Here is a 17,410-nt window from a genome sequence, read left to right as displayed (position 1 = left end):
GGGTGAGGGCTCTCTCCTCTTGGAGAATCCCAATGAGGGGACACCCGCAAGCGGGAGAGGGAGCGCACCTAAGCTGTGGCGCGCAGCTGTCATTCGAGCTCGATCGCGAAGGGGCGACCCTCGACCATCATCGCGCCCGGGCCCATTTCGTCGAGCGCGCGCAGCATGCGACCGTTGCGGCCCAGCGCGCGGTCGGCGAGGCCGACGATGCGCCGGTTCGGCGAGGCGATCGGCGAAGCCGCGCGAATTTTTCTCGCGATCTCGATCTCGTCGCGGTTTGGATTAAGGGCGCACACGGCGGCGAATGCGCTCGCGGTGGAGCGGCTGATGCCGGCGTAGCAATGCACCACCAGCGGCGCGCCGCGGTCCCAGCCGCGCACGAAATTCAGCACCTGATCGATATGCGTTTCCGACGGCGCGACAAAACCGTCCATCTCCTCGGTGATGTCGTCCATCGACACCTTGAGATGGTTGGCCGGCAACACCGACACCGGCCGCGCCACCTGCTCGACATTGGCCATCACGGTCAGCACATGGCTGGCCCCGGAAAGGCGGACAGTTTCGGGAAGCGCGGCGAGGGAACAGACGTGGATCATGACGGACCTTTTTGTCGAGTATAGCCGCCGCCGTAAGGCGGGCAAAGGTGCAGCCTCAGCGTCGTCCCGGCGAAGGCCGGGACCCATAACCACAGGGCCGCATGATTGAGGCGGTGGAAACTCCGAGTCTTCGCAAAATCCATTCTGGGGGTATGGGTCCCGGCTTTCGCCGGGACGACGCTAAGAGGCGAACGCTCACGCAAACACCGCGTTGAACCGCTCCAAAAACTGCTTCTCCGCCCGCGCCGCCGTCCAGGGCGTCAGGTAGTCGCGGCGGACGCTGTCGGAGAGCCCGGGATCGCGGCCGAACAGGCGTTTGGCCTCGGCGTCGCTGAAGCCGGCGAGCTCGGTCGCTTCCAGATAGGCCGCGCCGCGGTCGGCGGCCTTGATCTGTTGGGTGATTTCGTCGGTCAGCACCGGCGGCAGCCCGAAGCGGATATGGATGGCGCCGAGCAGCCGCTTTTCGACCGCCTTGTAGTGACCGTCGAGCACCGCCTTGAACGGCGAGATCATATCGCCGATCACATATTCGGGCGCATCGTGCAGCAGGGCGGCGAGCCGCACCCGCTGATCGACGCGCGGCATCTCGTGTCGCATCACGGTCTCCACCAGCAGCGTGTGCTGCGCCACCGAAAAGATGTGCGCGCCAGTGGTCTGCCCGTTCCAACGCGCGACCCGCGCCAGCCCATGCGCGATGTCGGCAATCTCGATATCGAGCGGCGAGGGATCGAGCAGGTCGAGCCGCCGTCCCGACAGCATGCGCTGCCAGGCGCGGGATGGCACATCGCGCGCGGCTGTCTTCTTCGCCGTCATTTGACTTTGAGGCGCGGCTTGCGCTGCGTCTTGCCGCAGCTTGCGTGGCAGTGGCAGTCGACGAGGTGGTCGTTGACCATGCCGGTCGCCTGCATGAAGGCATAGACGATGGTCGGACCGACGAACTTGAAGCCGCGCGACGACAGCTCCTTGGAGATCTGCACCGACAGCGGCGTCGAGGCCGGCACGCTTGAGGTGGTCTTGAAATGGTTGACCTTGGGCCGGCCGTCCATGAAGTCCCATAGCAGCTTCGAGAAGCCCGGGCCCTTCTCCATGATGTCGAGATAGGATCTTGCGCTGAGGATCGCGCCGTCGATCTTGGCGCGGTTGCGCACGATGCCGGCATCGTTCATCAGCGCATGGACCTTCTTCGCATTGTAGCGCGCGATCTTCTCCGGCTGGAAATCGTCGAACGCTTTGCGGAAATTGTCGCGCTTGCGCAAGATCGTGATCCAGGACAAGCCGGCCTGGAAGCCGTCGAGCATCAGCTTTTCGTAGAGCGCGCGGTCGTCATATTCCGGCACGCCCCATTCGGTGTCGTGATAGGCGACGTAGAGCGGATCTTCGCCCGGCCACGGGCAGCGCGTCAGGCCGTCGGCATGGAGGCTGGGAGCACGGCTCATGCGATAGGCTGCTTGGCTGGAATGCGCACGACGTCAGGTTCCGCCAGCTTCAAGGGAAGGCCGCCGGCGGTGAGCGGCTGGCCCGCGTCGAGCGCATCGGCGACGCGGTCGATGCGCACCAGCGCGATGCCCCTGCCGTCGGCGGTCGAGCCGATGGTGCCGACCGGCTTGTCGCCGGCGAGGATGGTGGCGCCGGCCTCGGGCGCGGCCCCTTCGAGCAGCACCTTGACGCTGCGGGTGCGCGCGGTGCCGCGATGCTGCATGCGCGATACGACCTCCTGGCCGACATAGCAGCCCTTGTCGAAATCGACGCCGGCAAGACGATCCATGTTGGTCTCGTGCGGGAACGCATCGCTGTACATGAAATCGAGCCCGCCGCGCGGCACGCCGAGTGCGATGCGGTGGGCCTCGTATGCAGCGGCGTCAACGAGCTCGGCACCGATGAGATCGGACAGCTTCTGCTTGAGATCTTCGGGAATCAGGATGCGGTAGCCGAGCTCTTCGTTGCGCGGGTCGGCGAAGCTGAGGTCCGGCTGGGTCGCGAGCTTGCCGTCCCAGGCCGCGAGCACGCCGAGCTCGTCGGAGAGGTTCTCCACAACGACCTTGGCACGAAGCTTGTAGAATTTCAGCTTGGTGGCGAGGGTGTCTGCGAGCGCCTTCGGGCAGTCGATCAGGAACCCGCCGCCATGGCCCGCGGGCGCCTCCGTAATCAGGAAATCCACGGTGATCTTGCCCTGCGGCGTCAGCAGCGCGCCGAATCGCCCCAGGCCCGGCTTGAGCCTGTCGATGTCGGTGGTGACAAGGCCGTTGAGGAAGTTGCGCGCATCCTCGCCCGCGACCTTGACCACGCCCCGGTCGGGAAGAAACGCTGATTTCATGCGAAAATCTCTTGCGACATGTTGCTCCGGAACGTAAGCCCGCAACGCATAAACGACAAGACCTCGAGCCCTGCGCTTGGGGGTGAGAGGGGCCTTTTGCCATGACCCAGCGTTTCGACGTCATCCTCAAGGGCGGCACCGTGGTCAACCAGGACGGCAAGGGTGTCCGCGATATCGGCATTGCCAATGGCCGCATTGCCGAGATCGGCGCGCTGTCGCAGGCCTCCGCCGCCGAGGTGATCGACTGCAAGGGCCTGCACATCCTGCCCGGCGTAATGGACACGCAGGTGCATTTTCGCGAGCCCGGGCTGACGCACAAGGAAGACCTCGAAACCGGCTCGCGCAGCGCCGTGATGGGCGGCGTCACCGCCGTGTTCGAGATGCCGAACACATCGCCGTTGACCGTAACCGAGGCCGAGTTCACCGATAAGGTGAAGCGCGCCCATCACCGCATGCATTGCGATTTCGCTTTTTTCATCGGCGGCACCCGCGAGAACGTACAGGAACTGCCCGTGCTGGAACGCGCGCTCGGCTGTGCCGGCGTCAAGGTATTCATCGGCTCCTCGACCGGCGCGCTGCTGGTGGAGGACGACGAAAGCCTGCGACGAATTTTCCAGGTGATCCGCCGCCGCGCGGCGTTTCACGCCGAGGACGAATATCGCCTCAACGACCGCAAGCCGCTGCGCATCGAGGGCGATGCGCGCTCGCATCCGGTCTGGCGTGACGAGACCGCGGCGCTGATGGCGACGCAGCGGCTGGTGAATCTCGCGCATGAGACCGGCAAGCGCATCCATGTGCTGCACATCTCCACCAAGGAAGAGATCGAGTTTCTGCGCGACCACAAGGATGTCGCTTCCTGCGAGGCGACGCCGCATCATCTGACGCTGGCCGCGCCCGAATGCTACGAACGGCTCGGTACGCTGGCGCAGATGAACCCGCCGGTGCGTGGGGCGGATCACCGCGCCGGCATCTGGCGCGGCATCGAGCAGGGTATCATCGACGTGGTCGGCTCCGATCACGCGCCGCATACGCTGGAAGAGAAACAGAAGACCTATCCGGCCTCGCCTTCGGGCATGACCGGCGTGCAGACGCTAGTGCCGCTCATGCTCGATCATGTCAATGCGGGCCGCCTGTCGCTCGCCCGTTTCGTCGACCTCACCAGCGCCGGCCCCGCGCGGCTCTATAACATGGCCTGCAAGGGCCGCATCGCCGCCGGATACGATGCCGACTTCACCATCGTCGACCTCAAGCGGAGCGAAACCATCACCAACAAATGGGTTGCCTCCAAGGCCGGCTGGACGCCCTATGATGGCGTCCGCGTACAGGGGTGGCCCGTCGGCACCTTCATCCGCGGCCGCCGCGTGATGTGGCAGGGCGAGCTGGTGACGCCATCGCAGGGCGAGCCGGTGCGGTTTCTGGAGACACTGAAGGCGTAGGGGGCTGCGTTTGCTTTGCTCCGTCATCCTGACCACCCGCCACCCATAGGATCTGAGGTGCATGCCATGCGGTGCTTTTGCACCGCATGGCATGCCTCGAAGGATGAGCGGCCCGGCCGGTGGCCGTCGCCCTTCGAGGCCTCCGCTACGCTCCGGCACCTCAGGGTGACGGAGACGGAGATCGTGAGCACATGACAGGAGACTATTCCAATGAGTCAGAGTGCCCTCGTCACCACCGACGAACTCGCCGCCATCCTCGACGATCCCGACCTGCGCCTGTACGACTGCACGACCTATAACGAGCCGGTGCCGCCGGGCAGCGACCTGCCTTATCGCGCAGTGCCCGGTGACAAGACGTTCGAGGCCGGCCACATCCCCGGCGCTGATTTCCTAGACCTGCAAGGCGAGTTCTCCGACACCTCCGCGGGGCAGTTCTTCATGATGCCTGGTGTGGCCCAGTTAGAGGCCGCCTTCGGCCGCCATGGCCTCGATGCATCGAGGACCATCGTACTCTACAGCATTGGCACGATGATGTGGTCGACGCGGTTCTGGTGGATGCTGCGCTCGCTCGGTGTCGAGGCGCAGGTGCTCGACGGCGGTTTCGACAAATGGGAGGCCGAGGGGCGGCCGATCGAGACGGGCGCAGCAACGAGATATCCGGCGACGAGCTTCAAGGCCGCGCCGCGCGCGGGTTTGTTCGTCGACAAGGACACTGTCATGGCGCGGATCGGCGATTCCGCGACCGCTATCGTCAATGCGCTCGGTCCGCAGTTTCATCGCGGCCTCGACCCGAGCCGCTACGGCCGGCCCGGCCGGATTCCCGGCAGCGTCAACGTTCCCGCCGCAACGCTTGTGAGCGCCGCGGACAAGACGCTGACGACGCTTGCAGATGCGGAAGCGAAATTCGCGAGCCAAGGGATCACGCGCGACAAGGACGTGATCTGCTATTGTGGCGGCGGTATCTCGGCGACGATCGATTTGTTGCTGCTGACGCAGCTTGGCTACGACAAACTCACGCTCTACGACGCCTCGATGGGCGAATGGGCGAGGGATCCGGCGCTGCCGATCGAGACGGATTAGGGGATCCCCGGGAACGTTTTTCGCGGACCTGCATCCAATGTCCGAAAAGCTGGAGACGCGCCCGTGACCGTCATACATCGCACCGCAACATTTCCGCACCTCGAGATCGGCGCGCCCGAGGCTGAACTGGTTCGCCGCGCGCAGGCCCGTGACGAGGCGGCATTGCGCGCCATCATGCAGGCCAACAACCGCAGGCTCTATCGGCTCGCCCGTGGCATCCTGCGCAGCGACAGCGAGGCCGAGGATGTGGTGCAGGAGACCTATGTCCGGGCATTTACCAATCTCGACGGCTTTCGCGGCGAATCCAGCCTATCGACCTGGCTGTCGCGCATTGCGATCAACGAGGCGCTCGGCCGCGTACGCAGTCAGAAGCCGCATGTCGAGTTGGGATCGGTGCCGGAGGCAACGCTCGAAGCGCAAATCATCCAGTTTCCCCTCTCGTCCGCCGCAAGCGATCCGGAAAAATCCATGGCTCAACGTGAAATCCAGCGCGTCGTCGAGCACGCCGTCGATGAATTACCGGACGTGTTCCGCATGGTCTTCATCGCGCGCGTGATGGAGGGGATGAGCATGGAGGAGACGGCCGGGCTGCTCGGCGTCAAGCCCGAAACTGTGAAGACCCGGCTGCATCGTGCGCGCACGATGTTGCGCGAAAACGTCGAGAAGAAGATCGGTCCGGTCGTGATGGATGCCTTCCCGTTCGCCGGCCAGCGTTGCGAGCGCCTGACGGAGGCTGTGCTCAAGCGCCTCGGTGGCGGCGCGTAATTTTTCGGGAACGTTCGCGCGCAATTGTCATCCAACCCTGTGCAAGCAAGCAGCCGGGAAAACTCCGGCACCACAGGAGTGTCAAACCATGTTTGTCCGATGGAGCGCGGCGATCGCCGCGGTCGCCCTTTTGTCCGGCCCTGCGCTCGCGCAAGGCACCAAGCCCACCGATCCGCAGATCGCACATATCGCCTACACTGCAGGCGTGATCGACATTAATGCGGCCAAGCAGGCGGTGAAGAAAGCCAGGAGCAAGGACGTCAAGGCGTTCGCCGAAGACATGTTGCGCGACCACGAGGCGGTCAACAAGCAGGCGCTCGCGCTGGTCAAGAAGCTGAAGGTCACGCCCGAGGACAACGACACCAGCCGCACGCTATCGAAGCAGGCGAGCGACAAGCTGGCCGAGCTCGACAAGCTGAAGGGCGCCGCCTACGACAAGGCCTATGTCGAGAATGAGGTCGCCTACCACAAGACCGTCAACAACGCGCTGGAAACCCAGCTGATTCCCTCTGCCAGCAATGCGGAACTGAAGAACCTGCTGCAGACGGGTTTGAAGATATTCCAGGGCCATCAGCAACACGCCGAGCATGTCGCGGCCGAGCTGAAGTAGAGGAGGGATATGATGCCGGGACGGTTGTCTTCGATCGTAACAGCGGTCGTCTTCGCAACGATGGTCGTCCCGGCGCACGCCGCGACAATTCAGATCACGATGGAGAATCTGGAGATATCGCCGGCTGAGGCTTCCGTGAAGATCGGCGACACCGTCGAGTGGATCAACAAGGACGTCTTTGCGCACACCGCGACCGCCAAAGGCGGCGACTTCGATGTGGACCTGCCGGCAAAGAAATCCGGGACGACGGTCGTGAAGAAAGCCGGGATTGTGGAATATTACTGTCGCTTTCATCCCAACATGAAGGCGACGCTCAAGGTCGTACCGTAGCATTCCCGATCGTGTCGGAGAGGAATTCCCGCCTACTGCCTGGAGATTCCGACGGAGAACTCGCCGTTGCGGATGCGGCCGGGGAAACCCTCGACGAATTTCGCCACCGCGTCCTCACCATAGGTGCCGACGAGTTCGGCGAGCGCCGCGAACAGGCTCGCCTGCGCCAGGCAATCGCCGTCGACGCCGTCATGGCGCGCCTCGGCCCAGGCCTCATTGAGATAGCTCAGCGCGGCCTGCTTCTGCTCGTGATCGGGCAGCGGCGCGCGGGCGGGGGCGTAGGACACTGGATGGCTCATGAAACTCGACAGGGCTGGGGCGCGATCCACGGCGATGCGCTGTGCGAGAGGTGTAGCACGCGTATTAACCCCCGCTAGGCCACATCTTTAAGAACGGTTAATGGCAGTGGACAAAGACGATGACGTGGTTCCATCTGCGAGTTTGAAGGCCTGTTCCTCATGGTGAGGAGGCGCGCCAGCGCCGTCTCGAACCATAGAGGCCGCGCTGCGGCAGCGGGGCCTGCATCCTCCGAGACGCGCGCGTAGAGCGCGCTCCTCAGGATGAGGGGGCGCTTAGTTCGCGTAGCGCGCCGTAAGGTCTCGCGAAATCTTCGAGCCTTCCTCGATGTAGCGGCGGACTGCGACGGTCGCCGCCGGCGTGCAGCTCCGGTAGGTCTGCTGAAAGCCGTTATAGCCGCGGTTGAAGCTCGCGATCATGCGGGTGCGGCGCTCGCCGGAGGGGGTTTCGGCGTCGATCAGCGCCTGCATCTCGCTGCGCCATTTGTTGCCCTCGTTGGCCCCGCAGATGCCGCGCAAATAATGCAGCCCGCCGAGGATCTCGGCCAGCCTCTGCAGATCGCCGTCAAACGGCGCCGCTACGTCCTGAGCCCGGGCGGGCACGCAGGCGCAGGCGAGAATCAGGGCAAAAATGGCCAGAAATCGCGTGGACATCGGCCGGTGTATGCCTCCTCGAGCCCGTGGACGCAAGGCGGGGCGGAATGACCTCAAGGCCCTATCAGCCGCGCGGCCGACTCGATCACCTCCTCCAGCCCCCCGGTCAGCTTGAGGTCACCGAGGCTCGCCAGCTCGTTCGGGGCGATCCAGCGGTAATCGTCGAGCTCGTCGTTGAGGACCGGCTCCCGGGCCGCCCAGCGGGCGGCAAAGGACATGATCAGATAGTGGCCGGCGCCGCCCGTGGCGGGCAGCACCTCGCGCCAGCCGGCGAGACCGATGATCTGGATCTCGAGCCCGGTTTCCTCGTCGACCTCGCGCGCCAGCGCCTGGTGCAGCGATTCGCCGAACTCGACCCGACCGCCCGGCAGCGAATAGAACCCCTTGGCGGGCGAGCGGGCGCGGCGGACCAGCAGCAGCTTGCCGTCGCGGAAGATCGCGGCGCTGACCGCGAGCTGGGGATGGGTGGGCTGGATGGCGCTGGCCAATTTCGTCACCGGCTCCGGCTCAGTTCGCCATGATGGTGTCGATGTCGGCTTCCGCGCCGCCATTGATGATGCCGCCGCAGGCCGCGATCAGCGGCTTGACCCAAGCCGCCGCCTGCTCGGCGAGGCGGACTCTCGTCGTGTCCTTCTCGACCTCACGCATGGCCGAGCCGACCGCGGTCAGGATCGAGGTCATGGTGTCGGTGATATGGTCGAACTGCGTGCGCACGCTGGGGTCGGCCTTCTCGTAGGCTTCGATCGCGAGATCCCGCGCCTTGAAATTCGAGGCGGTGAAATGCTCGGCATAAGACAGCGGCGACCACGTCAAGAAGTCTTCCGCGCATTCCGGCATATCCGGGACCATTTCGAGCAGCATCACGGCTTCATTGAAATGGTTCAGGTAGTCGGTGGCAAGCCCGGTCCGCGGGTTGATGTTGGCCACGCGCAGCCGCTCGCCCCAGGCCGCGGCCTCGGGTCCCGTCTGTACATGCGTCCGCGCGGGTTGGGAGACCGTTGAGCTCATTGGCCGCAGTGTTAACGTTCTGGGTTAAAAGGACCTGAACGGACCCTATATAGGCCCCCAAGGATGTGTGGACGCTTCGTCATAACTTCGGCCCCCGCGGCCTTGCGGCAACTGTTCGGCTATATCGAGCAGCCGAACTTCCCGCCCCGGTACAATGTGGCGCCGACCCAGCCGATTCCGGTCGTGCTGGTCGAGAACGGCGCGCGGCACTTTCGCCTGATGCGCTGGGGCCTGTTGCCGAGCTGGGTCAAGGACCCCCGGGGGTTTACGTTGTTGATCAACGCCCGCTCCGAGACGGTGCTGGAAAAGCCCGCCTTTAAGAACGCGATTCGCCGCCGCCGCGGCCTGATTCCGGCCGACGGCTATTACGAATGGAAGGCGATCGACGGCCGCAAGCAGCCTTTCTTCATTCACCGCGCCGACGGCGCGCCGCTCGGCTTCGCCGCCTTGTTCGAGACCTGGGCCGGGCCGAACGGCGAGGAAGTCGACACCGTCGCGATCGCCACGGCGGCGGCGGGCGAAGACCTCGCGGCGCTGCACGACCGCGTGCCCGTCACCATCAGCCCGCGCGATTTCGAGCGCTGGCTCGATTCCCGCAGCGACGAGGTGGACGACGTGCTGCCGCTGATGGCCGCCCCGCGCAGCGGCGAATTCGCCTGGCACCCGGTCTCCACCCGCGTTAACCGCGTCGCCAATGACGACGACCAGCTGCTGCTGCCGATCAGCGCGGAAGAGATGCAGGCGGAAGTGCCTAAGAAGAAGGCGGTGCGCAAGGTTGCGGCCGGATCGGCGGACGACGGGCAGGGGTCGTTGTTTTAGCCGTATCCACAAAACACACTGTCGTCCCGGACAAGCGCGCCCAAAGCGCGCGCAGATCCGGGACGACGGTGGAGCTTGTCCGGCCGCCCCTCACACAATCTCCCGCGCCCGCAGCGCCGCGATTTCCGCCGCGTCAAACCCCAATTCCTCCAGCACCGCATCCGTATCCGCGCCCAGTTCCGGCGCCATGCGGTCGAGCCTGCCGCCGCCATGTGCGAGCTTGAAGCCGCTGCCGGCGAAGCGCAGGCGGCCGTAGGGCGTATCCAGCTCCTGGATCGCGCCGCGGGCAGCGATCTGCGGATGGTCGATCACCTCCTCGATCGTCCAGATGCTGGAACAGGGCGCGCCGGCATCCTCCAAAATCGTCTCCCACTCGCGCGCCGGCTTTTTTGCAAGCGCCTCCTCGATGATGGCGCGCAGCGCAGGTTCGTTCTCGTTGCGCGCATACCAGTCGGAAAAACGCGGATCGGCCAGGGTGTCTTCGCGGCCGAGCGCGGACATCAGCGCGCGATACTGCTTCTCGTTGTTGACCGCGAGCAGGATGTGGCCATCGCCGCATTTGAACAGGTTCGCCGTGGTCCTGCGGCTCACCGCCTGGTTGCCCGAAAGCTGCTGGCGATGACCGGCCACCGACCAGTCCGCGATTTGCCCCGAGAGAAACGCCAGCGTCGCCTCCAGCATGGAGACGTCGATGAGCTGGCCCACTCCGGTACGGTCGCGCTGATACAGCGCGCTCGACACGCCGAACGCCGCGGTTGCGCCCGAGAGCACATCGCAGACCGCAAAGCCCGCGCGGGTCGGCCCGGTCGTAGGATGCCCGGTGATCGCCATGATGCCGGACAGCGCCTGCATCTTGCCGTCATAGCCGGGGCGCAGGCGATCCGGACCGGTCTGGCCGAAGCCGGACACCGCGCAATAGATCAGCCTCGGATTGATCGCGGACAGCGCCTCGTAGCCGATGCCGAGCTTGTCCATCACGCCCGGGCGAAAGTTCTCCATGACCACGTCAACTTGCGCGGCGAGCCTCTTCACGATCGCAATGGCGTCCGGCTTTTGCAAATCGAGCGTAAGGCTGCGCTTGTTGCCGTTGATGGCCTGGAACGCGGGCGCGAGCCCGCGCTCGGCCCATTCGCGCGACAGCGGCGTGCGGCGCATGTCCTCGCCATCGCGCCGCTCGACCTTGATGACGTCGGCGCCCAGCAGCGCGAGCTGGTAGCTCGCATAGGGGCCGGCCAGCACTTGCGTGAAGTCCAGGATCTTCACGCCCTCGAACGGTCGCGTCACGTCGCTCTCCCTTTGATTTTCGTTATTGGAGGACGTCAGGCGGCGCGGTTGCCGCGCGCGATCTCCTTCTGCTTGTCGAATTCGGCGCGGCGGCGCGCCAGCTCTTCCGCGCTGAGCTGCGCGACGTTGTTGTAGTCGAGCTTCCAGGAGGCGTCCTCGCTCCAGCGCAGCGGCGACTGCATCGTGGTCTGCGGGCCGCTCGCGGTCTCCAGCAGCTTCAGCGCCAGCTCGAGCGTCTGCGCTTGTGAAGCGACGTCATGCGGCTTGCCGGCGGAATTGCCGAGCGGGAAGTCGGAGAACAGGAAGCGCGGCACGGCGGCGTGCTCGATGATGTCCTTGGCGCAGCCCATCACCACGGTGGGGATGCCATTGGCCTCCAGGTGCCGCGCCACCAGCGCCGTGGTCTGATGGCAGACCGGGCAGTTCGGCACCAGCACAGCCACATCGACCGCATCGGCAAGGCAGCGCGCCAAAATCTCCGGCGCATCGGTGTCGAGCGTGACGCGATGGCTGCGGTTGGTCGGCGCGCCGAAGAAGCGCGGCGCGACTTCGCCGATGCGGGCCGCGGCGCTTGCCTTCAGCAGCTGCGGCAGCGGAAACCAGGTCCCGCTGTCGGTCGCGCTGGTGTGCTTGCGGTCATAGCCGATGTGCGAGATGCGCAAATCGTGCTGCTTCGAGGTGTCGCCGTCATAGACCTGGTAGAATTTCGCCCCGCCATTATACGCTGCGCCCGGTCCCTGTTCGCCCTTGGTCGGATCATATGGCGCGGCCGTGGTGATGATCGTCACACGCGACTGCGACAGCTTCTTCTTCAGCGGCTGGAACGGCGCCTCGGTATAATGCGCCCAGCGATACGGCGTGGTGTAGCCGATCGCCGCGTAATAGTCGCGCGTGCGCTGCATATAGGGGACGGGAGCATCGTAGTCGGGCGCAAAGCCGAATTCATCGTCGCGCGAAGCGGTCATGGGCGCGTCTCCTGGTTCTTGGTTAGGACCAGACTAGAGATAGTCGGCGATGAGCTCAACAGCGGGGAGGAAGGCGCAGGTCAGGATTGCGGTTGAAGATGGTGCGACATGCACGGTGCAGTCCCTCTCCCCTTGTGGGAGAGGGTGGCTCGCAGCGCAGCGGCGAGACGGGTGAGGGGTCTCTATCCGCGTGTTCGACTACCGCTTTGAACTTGCGGATAGAGACCCCCCATCCGGCGCTTCGCGCCACCTTCTCCCACAAGGGGAGAAGGGAAGGAAGCCGCGTCACCTACCGAAACATATGCAGCGCCGCATATTGCAGCAGCATGATCGTCTTCGCATCGATGATGCGTCCATCGGCGATCATCGCCAGTGCCTCGTCGATGCCGAGCTCCAGCACCTCGATGTCCTCGCCTTCGTGTTCGAGACCGCCGCCGCCGCTGACGCGCATCTCGGGCTCGTATTCGGCAATGAAAAAATGCAGCTTCTCGGTCACGGCGCCGGGGCTCATGAACGCCTCGAACACCTTGTGGACGTGGTGCAGGCGATAGCCGGTTTCCTCCTCGGCCTCGGCGCGGATGCGCACCTCGGGGGCGGCTTCGTCCAGCACGCCGGCGGCGGCTTCGATCAGGAGATCGTCATAGCCGCGGATATAGGCTGGCAGACGGAACTGGCGCACCAGGATCACGGTGCGGCGCGCGCGATTGTAGGGCAGCACGGCTGCGGCGTTGTCGCGCTCATAAGTTTCGTGGTGCTGCGTCTGCCATGCGCCGTTGGCGCGCCGGTAGTCGAACGTCGTCTCTTTCAGAGGGGTCCAGTTGTCCGAGAGCACGCGGACGTCCTTGATGCGGACGCGGTCGGAGATGGTCATGGCTCGATCTCAATTGTTTGTGGGCGTGTCGCGGCCGTCGAGCCACTTCTGGAACATCACCGAGGTCGATTCCTCGAATCCAAGCGATTGGTAGAACGCATTGGCCTGCGCATTCCCGCGCCGGACCAGGAGCTGAAGCTTTGCAATCCCGGCCTGGCGCAGCCAGTCTTCCACAGCGGACATGATGACTCGGCCGTAGCCGCGCTTGCGGCAATCGGGATCGACCGCGACGTAATAGACCCAGCCGCGATGGCCGTCATGGCCGATCATGGCGGTCGTGACGATCGCGCCGCCGTCGCGGCCGACCAGCACGGTCGAATTGTCGCGCCGCCGCGCCAGCGCGATATCGGCAAGCGGATCGTTCCAGGGCCGGGTCAGGCCGCAGCGCTGCCACAGCGCGACCACGGGCTCGACATCGGCATCGGCGATCTCCGCAATCGCGAGCGGGGAGGCAGCTTGGTTCACAGCACCTTCCCCGGGTTCATGATTCCGAGCGGATCGAGCATCGCCTTGATGGCGCGCATCAGCTCGATCGCGGTCTTGTCTTTCACTTCAGGCAGCTCGTCGCGCTTGAGCACGCCGATGCCGTGCTCGGCCGAGATCGAGCCGCCCATCCGCAGCACGATCGCGAACACCACGGCGTTCATCTCGTGCCAGCGCGCCAGAAAGTCCGCGCTGTCGGCGCCGACCGGCTGGCTGACATTGTAGTGCAGATTGCCGTCGCCGAGATGGCCGAACGGCACCGGCCGCGCGCCGGGGATCAGTTTCACCACGGCAGCGTTGGCCTCGGCGATGAAGGCGGGCACCGCGGCGACCGGCACGGAAATGTCGTGCTTGATCGAGCCGCCCTCCGGCTTTTGCGCCGACGACATCTCGTCGCGCAGCTTCCAGAAGCCGGCGCGCTGGCTGAGGTTGGCCGCGATCACGGCGTCGTCGACGATCTCGTCTTCCATTGCGCGGGTGAGGATCGCCTCCAGCGGCGCGCGCGCATCCTTGCCGGATGCGGACAATTCCATCAGCACGTACCAGGCATGCTTGTCTTGAAGCGGATCGCGCACGTCGATGCCGTGGCGGATCGAGAAATCCACCGCCAGCTCCGACAGAAGCTCGAAGCTGGTCAGCGCGTTGGCGGCTTCGCTTTGCGCGATCGCCAGCAGCCTCAAGGCCGCCTCCGGCGATTTCAACCCAACGAAGGCGGTCTCGATCGCCCGCGGCTTCGGAAACAGCTTTAGCGTCGCCGCCGTGATGATGCCGAGCGTGCCTTCCGCGCCGACGAAGAGGTTGTGCAGATTGTAGCCAGTATTGTCCTTCTTCAGCTTCGACAGCACGCCCAGCACGCGTCCGTCAGCCAGCACCACTTCCAGCCCCAGCGCCATCTCGCGCGCCACGCCATAGGCGAGCGCCGCCGTGCCGCCGGCATTGGTCGACAGATTGCCGCCGATGGTGCAGCTGCCTTCCGCACCCAGCGAGAGCGGAAACAGCCGGTCGAACTCGGCCGCCTTCTGCTGCGCGATCTGCAGCACCACGCCGGCCTCGCAGGTCATGGTGTTGGAGGCGGGATCGACCTCGCGAATCCTGTCCAGCCGGCGCAGCGACACCACCACCTCGCCATTGTGCGGGGTCTGGCCGCCGACGAGGCCGGTGTTGCCGCCCTGCGGCACCAGCGCGATCCTGTGCGCGGTGGCGAGCTTGCAGATCTCGGAGACTTCCGCGGTCGAGCCCGGGCGCAGCACCAGCGGCGAGCGGCCGTGGAACAGGTTGCGCTCCTCGGTGACGTAGGCCTCGATATCGGCCGAATCGGTGATCGCGTGTTTCTCGCCGACGATCTTGCGAAACTGTTCGACCAGCTCCGGCGCAAGCGGAGGGGTCGGAGGTGGATTGATATTCATGCCGTCTTCTTTCATTCCGCGTTCTATCGCGCAACCGCCGCGCGGCGCAGGCGGTCGTTGATGGCTTCGCCCAGATCTTGTTCGGGAATCGTCATCACCGCGATCGCCTTCGGGGTCTTCGCATCGAGCGCGCGAAGATAGCCGAACAGATTGGCGGCGGCTTCATCGAGATCACCGCTGGGCGACAGATTCATGACGGCCGACGCAGCGTCAAGGCCGGGCAGGCGCGCAGGGCCGAACGCCAGCAGCGCTTCGCCCGGCGCCACGTCGCGCGCGTCGAGCCGCACGCTGGCCCGCGGCGCGTAATGCGAGGCCAGCATGCCCGGCGCCCGCGGCTGGCTGTTGTCGCTCTCGGCCTCTGCGGGCGGCCGCAAAAGCGGCAGCCCCAGCACCGCCTCGATCCGCTCGCGCGACAGCCCGCCGGGACGCAGCAGCCTCGGCTTATCGAAGCAGCCGACAATGGTCGATTCGACACCGACCTCGACCGGCCCGCCGTCGACGATCAGGTCGATCCGTCCCGCAAGGTCGCTCTCGACATGGGCTGCCAGCGTCGGCGAGACATGGCCGGAGAAATTGGCCGACGGCGCCACCACCGCCCCGCCGAAGGCGTGCAGGATCGCCTGCGCCACCGGGTGGGCGGGAATGCGGATCGCGACGGTATCGAGGCCGGCGGTGGCCAGATCAGCCACCGGGCAGCCGTCGGTCTTCGGCACCACCAGCGTCAGCGGCCCCGGCCAGAACGCCTCCGCAAGCCGCAAGGCGCGCGCGTCGAACCAGCCGATGGCCTGCGCGGCGGCAAGGTCCGCCACATGGGCGATCAGCGGATTGAAGGCCGGCCGGCCCTTGGCGGCGTAGAGATGGGCGACCGCAGCGGCATTTGCGGCGTCCGCCCCGAGCCCATAGACCGTCTCGGTCGGGAACGCGACCAGCCCGCCGGCGGCGAGCCGCCGGGCGGCAGCCTCGGCGGCGGCGTGGCCTGCCGGTAAAATCAACGTTTCAAGGCTCGTTTTCACGGGGACGAAATTCCTTAGACCGGCCGCTTGCGGTGCGCCAAACCCGACGCTATAAGCCGGCCTCTTGTCGGAGTGTGGCTCAGCCCGGTAGAGCACTGCGTTCGGGACGCAGGGGTCGCAGGTTCGAATCCTGCCACTCCGACCATTATTTCAAGTACTTATAGTTTCGATGTTTTTTGTGCGCAATGAAATGCGCAATGATTTGAGGCACATCAGCCATGCCCGTCGATCTTGAGGCGTACGCCAAGGACGTCGAAGAGCAGGTAAGGCAGGCGACGACCTTGAGCCGCTCGAAGCCGGAAGAATGACGATCGGCGAGCGCGCGATGTCACCCAGGACACGATAAAGCACCACAAGTCCTCCCTTCGGACCTACGAGCTGATTTTGGCCGACATCAAGTCGCGAATAGCTCGCGGCGAATAGGGCCCAACTCAGCGCCTTCCCCCAAACGCTTCCACCGCCCCTTCCTGGAAGTCCGGTGGTGATGGCCATAATTGGCCTCCAACTGCTCAACCGTCATTCCGAGCCAGCCGGCGGCTTCCCACATGTCTACGCCTGCCTGCATCAGCCAAGTCGCTGCGGTATGGCGTAGCGAATGCCGGACCACGTCATCGCCTAGCCCCGCATCCTCCAAAATGCCTTCCCAAGCGGATCTTATCTTGCCGGCGAGTGGCTGGCCGTCGTGCATGCGGTTCACGACGAACCTGATTTGCTCACCTTCCCTCATGACCCCAGAGGCGCGGAGTTCTGCCGACCGAGCATGGTCGATCCTGCGCCAACGAACCAAGTGGGGGCGCAGACGGCTGGCGATCTTTGCCGGTGGCCGGCGCTTCTTGGTTGATCGCTCCAGCGCCCCCTTGCCCTGGTAGACCATCGCGTCCAGGTTCATCCACGGATGGGTCGTCGTTGGCAGCCACTGGGTGCGCCGGATCGTTTCCTCGCGACGAGCGCTATAGATGCCAACCAGGCAGAAGCGCGCCGCAGGATAGCGACGACGAATGATCCACCGTTCCCTACGCACGAGCGCCCCGTCTTCCCTGCGCTTCCATGTCGACTGCTCGGTGTCCCACACGAAACCGATTGCTGCACCAAGCAGGCGCGCGGCCTCATTACGCGTCAGCCAGCGGTGTCGCCCTTCCGCCTTGGGAGGAAGAGTGATCTTCGGACCGACGCTGAGCGTGTGCTCGGCGTGGTAGGCGTTCACGCCAGCTCGCAAATCTTCAAGCCGGCGTCGCGCGGTTTGATCAGAGACAGTCCCGTTGCGCGGCTTGATGCCGGCTTTCCTATTGTTGTCGTTTGCGGTGCCGGTAGACCAGTCGACAAAGTCACGACAGAGCTGGGCTTTAAGCTCGCTGACGGTTTTGTCGCCAAAGAAATTGTTGAGATCTAGGTCAGCGTTTTCGTGGTTCGAATCATATCAGGCAGCCTCGGCGAGTCGGTAGGACCAAGTGTGGACAACCGGGTGGCGATTGACGTCGTC

At 65.0% G+C, this 17,410-nt stretch carries 21 protein-coding genes and 1 tRNA gene; 7 read left to right on the top strand and 15 right to left on the bottom strand.

Features of this window, described 5'->3' with window-relative positions; all coding sequences use genetic code 11:
* Positions 1–89 precede the first annotated feature (89 nt).
* From IVA82_RS27205 to IVA82_RS27190, 4 genes are all read right to left on the bottom strand, one after another.
* A complete protein-coding gene (locus tag IVA82_RS27205; protein WP_247389343.1) occupies positions 90–596 on the bottom strand; it encodes a protein tyrosine phosphatase in 507 nt (168 codons plus the stop codon).
* A gap of 195 nt (positions 597–791) precedes the next feature.
* On the bottom strand, positions 792–1,409 hold the full coding sequence (locus IVA82_RS27200) for an HD family hydrolase (RefSeq protein WP_247389342.1): 618 nt from the start codon (positions 1,407–1,409) through the stop codon (positions 792–794).
* Complete coding sequence (locus tag IVA82_RS27195) at positions 1,406–2,032, bottom strand: DNA-3-methyladenine glycosylase I (protein WP_247389341.1); 627 nt, start codon at positions 2,030–2,032, stop codon at positions 1,406–1,408. The genes IVA82_RS27200 and IVA82_RS27195 overlap by 4 nt, the downstream gene beginning before the upstream one ends.
* Positions 2,029–2,910: a folate-binding protein gene (locus tag IVA82_RS27190; RefSeq protein WP_247389340.1), complete on the bottom strand. Its 882-nt coding sequence runs from the start codon at positions 2,908–2,910 to the stop codon at positions 2,029–2,031. The genes IVA82_RS27195 and IVA82_RS27190 overlap by 4 nt, the downstream gene beginning before the upstream one ends.
* 101 nt (positions 2,911–3,011) lie before the next feature.
* On the opposite strand from IVA82_RS27190, the gene IVA82_RS27185 reads away from it, so the two are divergent.
* The 5 genes from IVA82_RS27185 to IVA82_RS27165 all read left to right on the top strand — a co-directional run bounded on the left by IVA82_RS27185 (position 3,012) and on the right by IVA82_RS27165 (position 7,131).
* Positions 3,012–4,346, top strand: coding sequence for a dihydroorotase (locus tag IVA82_RS27185; RefSeq protein WP_247389339.1), 1,335 nt, complete (start codon positions 3,012–3,014; stop codon positions 4,344–4,346).
* 210 nt (positions 4,347–4,556) lie between these two features.
* Positions 4,557–5,426 (top strand): sulfurtransferase, encoded by an 870-nt coding sequence (locus IVA82_RS27180; RefSeq protein ID WP_247389338.1) that lies wholly within the window; start codon positions 4,557–4,559, stop codon positions 5,424–5,426.
* A gap of 63 nt (positions 5,427–5,489) precedes the next feature.
* Positions 5,490–6,191 carry an RNA polymerase sigma factor gene (locus IVA82_RS27175; RefSeq protein WP_247389337.1) on the top strand — a complete coding sequence of 234 codons (702 nt, stop codon included), beginning with the start codon at positions 5,490–5,492 and terminating at the stop codon, positions 6,189–6,191.
* An 88-nt stretch (positions 6,192–6,279) separates the two neighbouring features.
* A complete protein-coding gene (locus IVA82_RS27170) occupies positions 6,280–6,801 on the top strand; it encodes a DUF4142 domain-containing protein (protein WP_247389336.1) in 522 nt (173 codons plus the stop codon).
* A 12-nt stretch (positions 6,802–6,813) separates the two neighbouring features.
* Entirely contained in the window at positions 6,814–7,131 is a 318-nt protein-coding gene (locus tag IVA82_RS27165) for a cupredoxin domain-containing protein (protein ID WP_247389335.1), read from the top strand.
* Between the two features lie 32 nt (positions 7,132–7,163).
* Here IVA82_RS27165 and IVA82_RS27160 read toward each other — a convergent pair whose 3' ends face one another.
* The 4 genes from IVA82_RS27160 to IVA82_RS27145 form a co-directional block, all read right to left on the bottom strand.
* Entirely contained in the window at positions 7,164–7,430 is a 267-nt protein-coding gene (locus IVA82_RS27160) for a hypothetical protein (RefSeq protein ID WP_148745459.1), read from the bottom strand.
* Positions 7,431–7,703: 273 nt separating this feature from the next.
* Positions 7,704–8,081, bottom strand: a complete 378-nt coding sequence (locus IVA82_RS27155; protein WP_247389334.1) for a TIGR02301 family protein — start codon at positions 8,079–8,081, stop codon at positions 7,704–7,706.
* A gap of 53 nt (positions 8,082–8,134) precedes the next feature.
* On the bottom strand, positions 8,135–8,569 hold the full coding sequence (locus tag IVA82_RS27150; protein WP_247389333.1) for an NUDIX hydrolase: 435 nt from the start codon (positions 8,567–8,569) through the stop codon (positions 8,135–8,137).
* Between the two features lie 19 nt (positions 8,570–8,588).
* Positions 8,589–9,089, bottom strand: coding sequence for a hypothetical protein (locus IVA82_RS27145; protein WP_247389332.1), 501 nt, complete (start codon positions 9,087–9,089; stop codon positions 8,589–8,591).
* Positions 9,090–9,152: 63 nt separating this feature from the next.
* Here IVA82_RS27145 and IVA82_RS27140 point away from each other — a divergent pair, with 63 nt between their 5' ends.
* Entirely contained in the window at positions 9,153–9,908 is a 756-nt protein-coding gene (locus tag IVA82_RS27140; RefSeq protein WP_247389331.1) for an SOS response-associated peptidase, read from the top strand.
* A gap of 90 nt (positions 9,909–9,998) precedes the next feature.
* Here IVA82_RS27140 and IVA82_RS27135 read toward each other — a convergent pair whose 3' ends face one another.
* The 6 genes from IVA82_RS27135 to IVA82_RS27110 form a co-directional block, all read right to left on the bottom strand.
* A complete protein-coding gene (locus IVA82_RS27135; RefSeq protein ID WP_247389330.1) occupies positions 9,999–11,192 on the bottom strand; it encodes a CoA transferase in 1,194 nt (397 codons plus the stop codon).
* A 35-nt stretch (positions 11,193–11,227) separates the two neighbouring features.
* Positions 11,228–12,157: a glycine reductase gene (locus tag IVA82_RS27130; RefSeq protein ID WP_247389329.1), complete on the bottom strand. Its 930-nt coding sequence runs from the start codon at positions 12,155–12,157 to the stop codon at positions 11,228–11,230.
* Between the two features lie 289 nt (positions 12,158–12,446).
* Positions 12,447–13,028 carry an NUDIX domain-containing protein gene (locus IVA82_RS27125; RefSeq protein ID WP_247389328.1) on the bottom strand — a complete coding sequence of 194 codons (582 nt, stop codon included), beginning with the start codon at positions 13,026–13,028 and terminating at the stop codon, positions 12,447–12,449.
* 9 nt (positions 13,029–13,037) lie between these two features.
* Entirely contained in the window at positions 13,038–13,493 is a 456-nt protein-coding gene (locus IVA82_RS27120; RefSeq protein WP_247389327.1) for a GNAT family acetyltransferase, read from the bottom strand.
* Positions 13,490–14,917 carry an FAD-binding oxidoreductase gene (locus tag IVA82_RS27115; protein WP_247389326.1) on the bottom strand — a complete coding sequence of 476 codons (1,428 nt, stop codon included), beginning with the start codon at positions 14,915–14,917 and terminating at the stop codon, positions 13,490–13,492. The genes IVA82_RS27120 and IVA82_RS27115 overlap by 4 nt, the downstream gene beginning before the upstream one ends.
* Before the next feature lie 23 nt (positions 14,918–14,940).
* Positions 14,941–15,930, bottom strand: a complete 990-nt coding sequence (locus IVA82_RS27110; protein ID WP_247493641.1) for an L-threonylcarbamoyladenylate synthase — start codon at positions 15,928–15,930, stop codon at positions 14,941–14,943.
* Positions 15,931–15,998: 68 nt separating this feature from the next.
* Here IVA82_RS27110 and IVA82_RS27105 point away from each other — a divergent pair.
* Positions 15,999–16,075 (top strand) — tRNA-Pro (locus tag IVA82_RS27105).
* Positions 16,076–16,324: 249 nt separating this feature from the next.
* On the opposite strand, the gene IVA82_RS49090 is transcribed toward IVA82_RS27105, so the two are convergent.
* Complete coding sequence (locus tag IVA82_RS49090; RefSeq protein ID WP_247389324.1) at positions 16,325–17,134, bottom strand: tyrosine-type recombinase/integrase; 810 nt, start codon at positions 17,132–17,134, stop codon at positions 16,325–16,327.
* Positions 17,135–17,410 lie beyond the last annotated feature (276 nt).

Source organism: Bradyrhizobium sp. 142 (assembly GCF_023074015.1).
In the GTDB taxonomy this organism is placed as follows: domain Bacteria; phylum Pseudomonadota; class Alphaproteobacteria; order Rhizobiales; family Xanthobacteraceae; genus Bradyrhizobium.
The sequence above is the reverse complement of the archived record's forward strand: the minus strand, read 5'-3'. Positions and strand labels throughout refer to the sequence as shown.

Coding starts and splice junctions, on each gene's coding strand:
- IVA82_RS27205 (WP_247389343.1), bottom strand. CDS start 596: ATGATCCACGTCTGTTCCCTCGCCGCGCTTCCCGAAACTGTCCGCCTT.
- IVA82_RS27200 (WP_247389342.1), bottom strand. CDS start 1,409: ATGACGGCGAAGAAGACAGCCGCGCGCGATGTGCCATCCCGCGCCTGG.
- IVA82_RS27195 (WP_247389341.1), bottom strand. CDS start 2,032: ATGAGCCGTGCTCCCAGCCTCCATGCCGACGGCCTGACGCGCTGCCCG.
- IVA82_RS27190 (WP_247389340.1), bottom strand. CDS start 2,910: ATGAAATCAGCGTTTCTTCCCGACCGGGGCGTGGTCAAGGTCGCGGGC.
- IVA82_RS27185 (WP_247389339.1), top strand. CDS start 3,012: ATGACCCAGCGTTTCGACGTCATCCTCAAGGGCGGCACCGTGGTCAAC.
- IVA82_RS27180 (WP_247389338.1), top strand. CDS start 4,557: ATGAGTCAGAGTGCCCTCGTCACCACCGACGAACTCGCCGCCATCCTC.
- IVA82_RS27170 (WP_247389336.1), top strand. CDS start 6,280: ATGTTTGTCCGATGGAGCGCGGCGATCGCCGCGGTCGCCCTTTTGTCC.
- IVA82_RS27165 (WP_247389335.1), top strand. CDS start 6,814: ATGCCGGGACGGTTGTCTTCGATCGTAACAGCGGTCGTCTTCGCAACG.
- IVA82_RS27160 (WP_148745459.1), bottom strand. CDS start 7,430: ATGAGCCATCCAGTGTCCTACGCCCCCGCCCGCGCGCCGCTGCCCGAT.
- IVA82_RS27155 (WP_247389334.1), bottom strand. CDS start 8,081: ATGTCCACGCGATTTCTGGCCATTTTTGCCCTGATTCTCGCCTGCGCC.
- IVA82_RS27145 (WP_247389332.1), bottom strand. CDS start 9,089: ATGAGCTCAACGGTCTCCCAACCCGCGCGGACGCATGTACAGACGGGA.
- IVA82_RS27140 (WP_247389331.1), top strand. CDS start 9,153: ATGTGTGGACGCTTCGTCATAACTTCGGCCCCCGCGGCCTTGCGGCAA.
- IVA82_RS27130 (WP_247389329.1), bottom strand. CDS start 12,157: ATGACCGCTTCGCGCGACGATGAATTCGGCTTTGCGCCCGACTACGAT.
- IVA82_RS27125 (WP_247389328.1), bottom strand. CDS start 13,028: ATGACCATCTCCGACCGCGTCCGCATCAAGGACGTCCGCGTGCTCTCG.
- IVA82_RS27115 (WP_247389326.1), bottom strand. CDS start 14,917: ATGAATATCAATCCACCTCCGACCCCTCCGCTTGCGCCGGAGCTGGTC.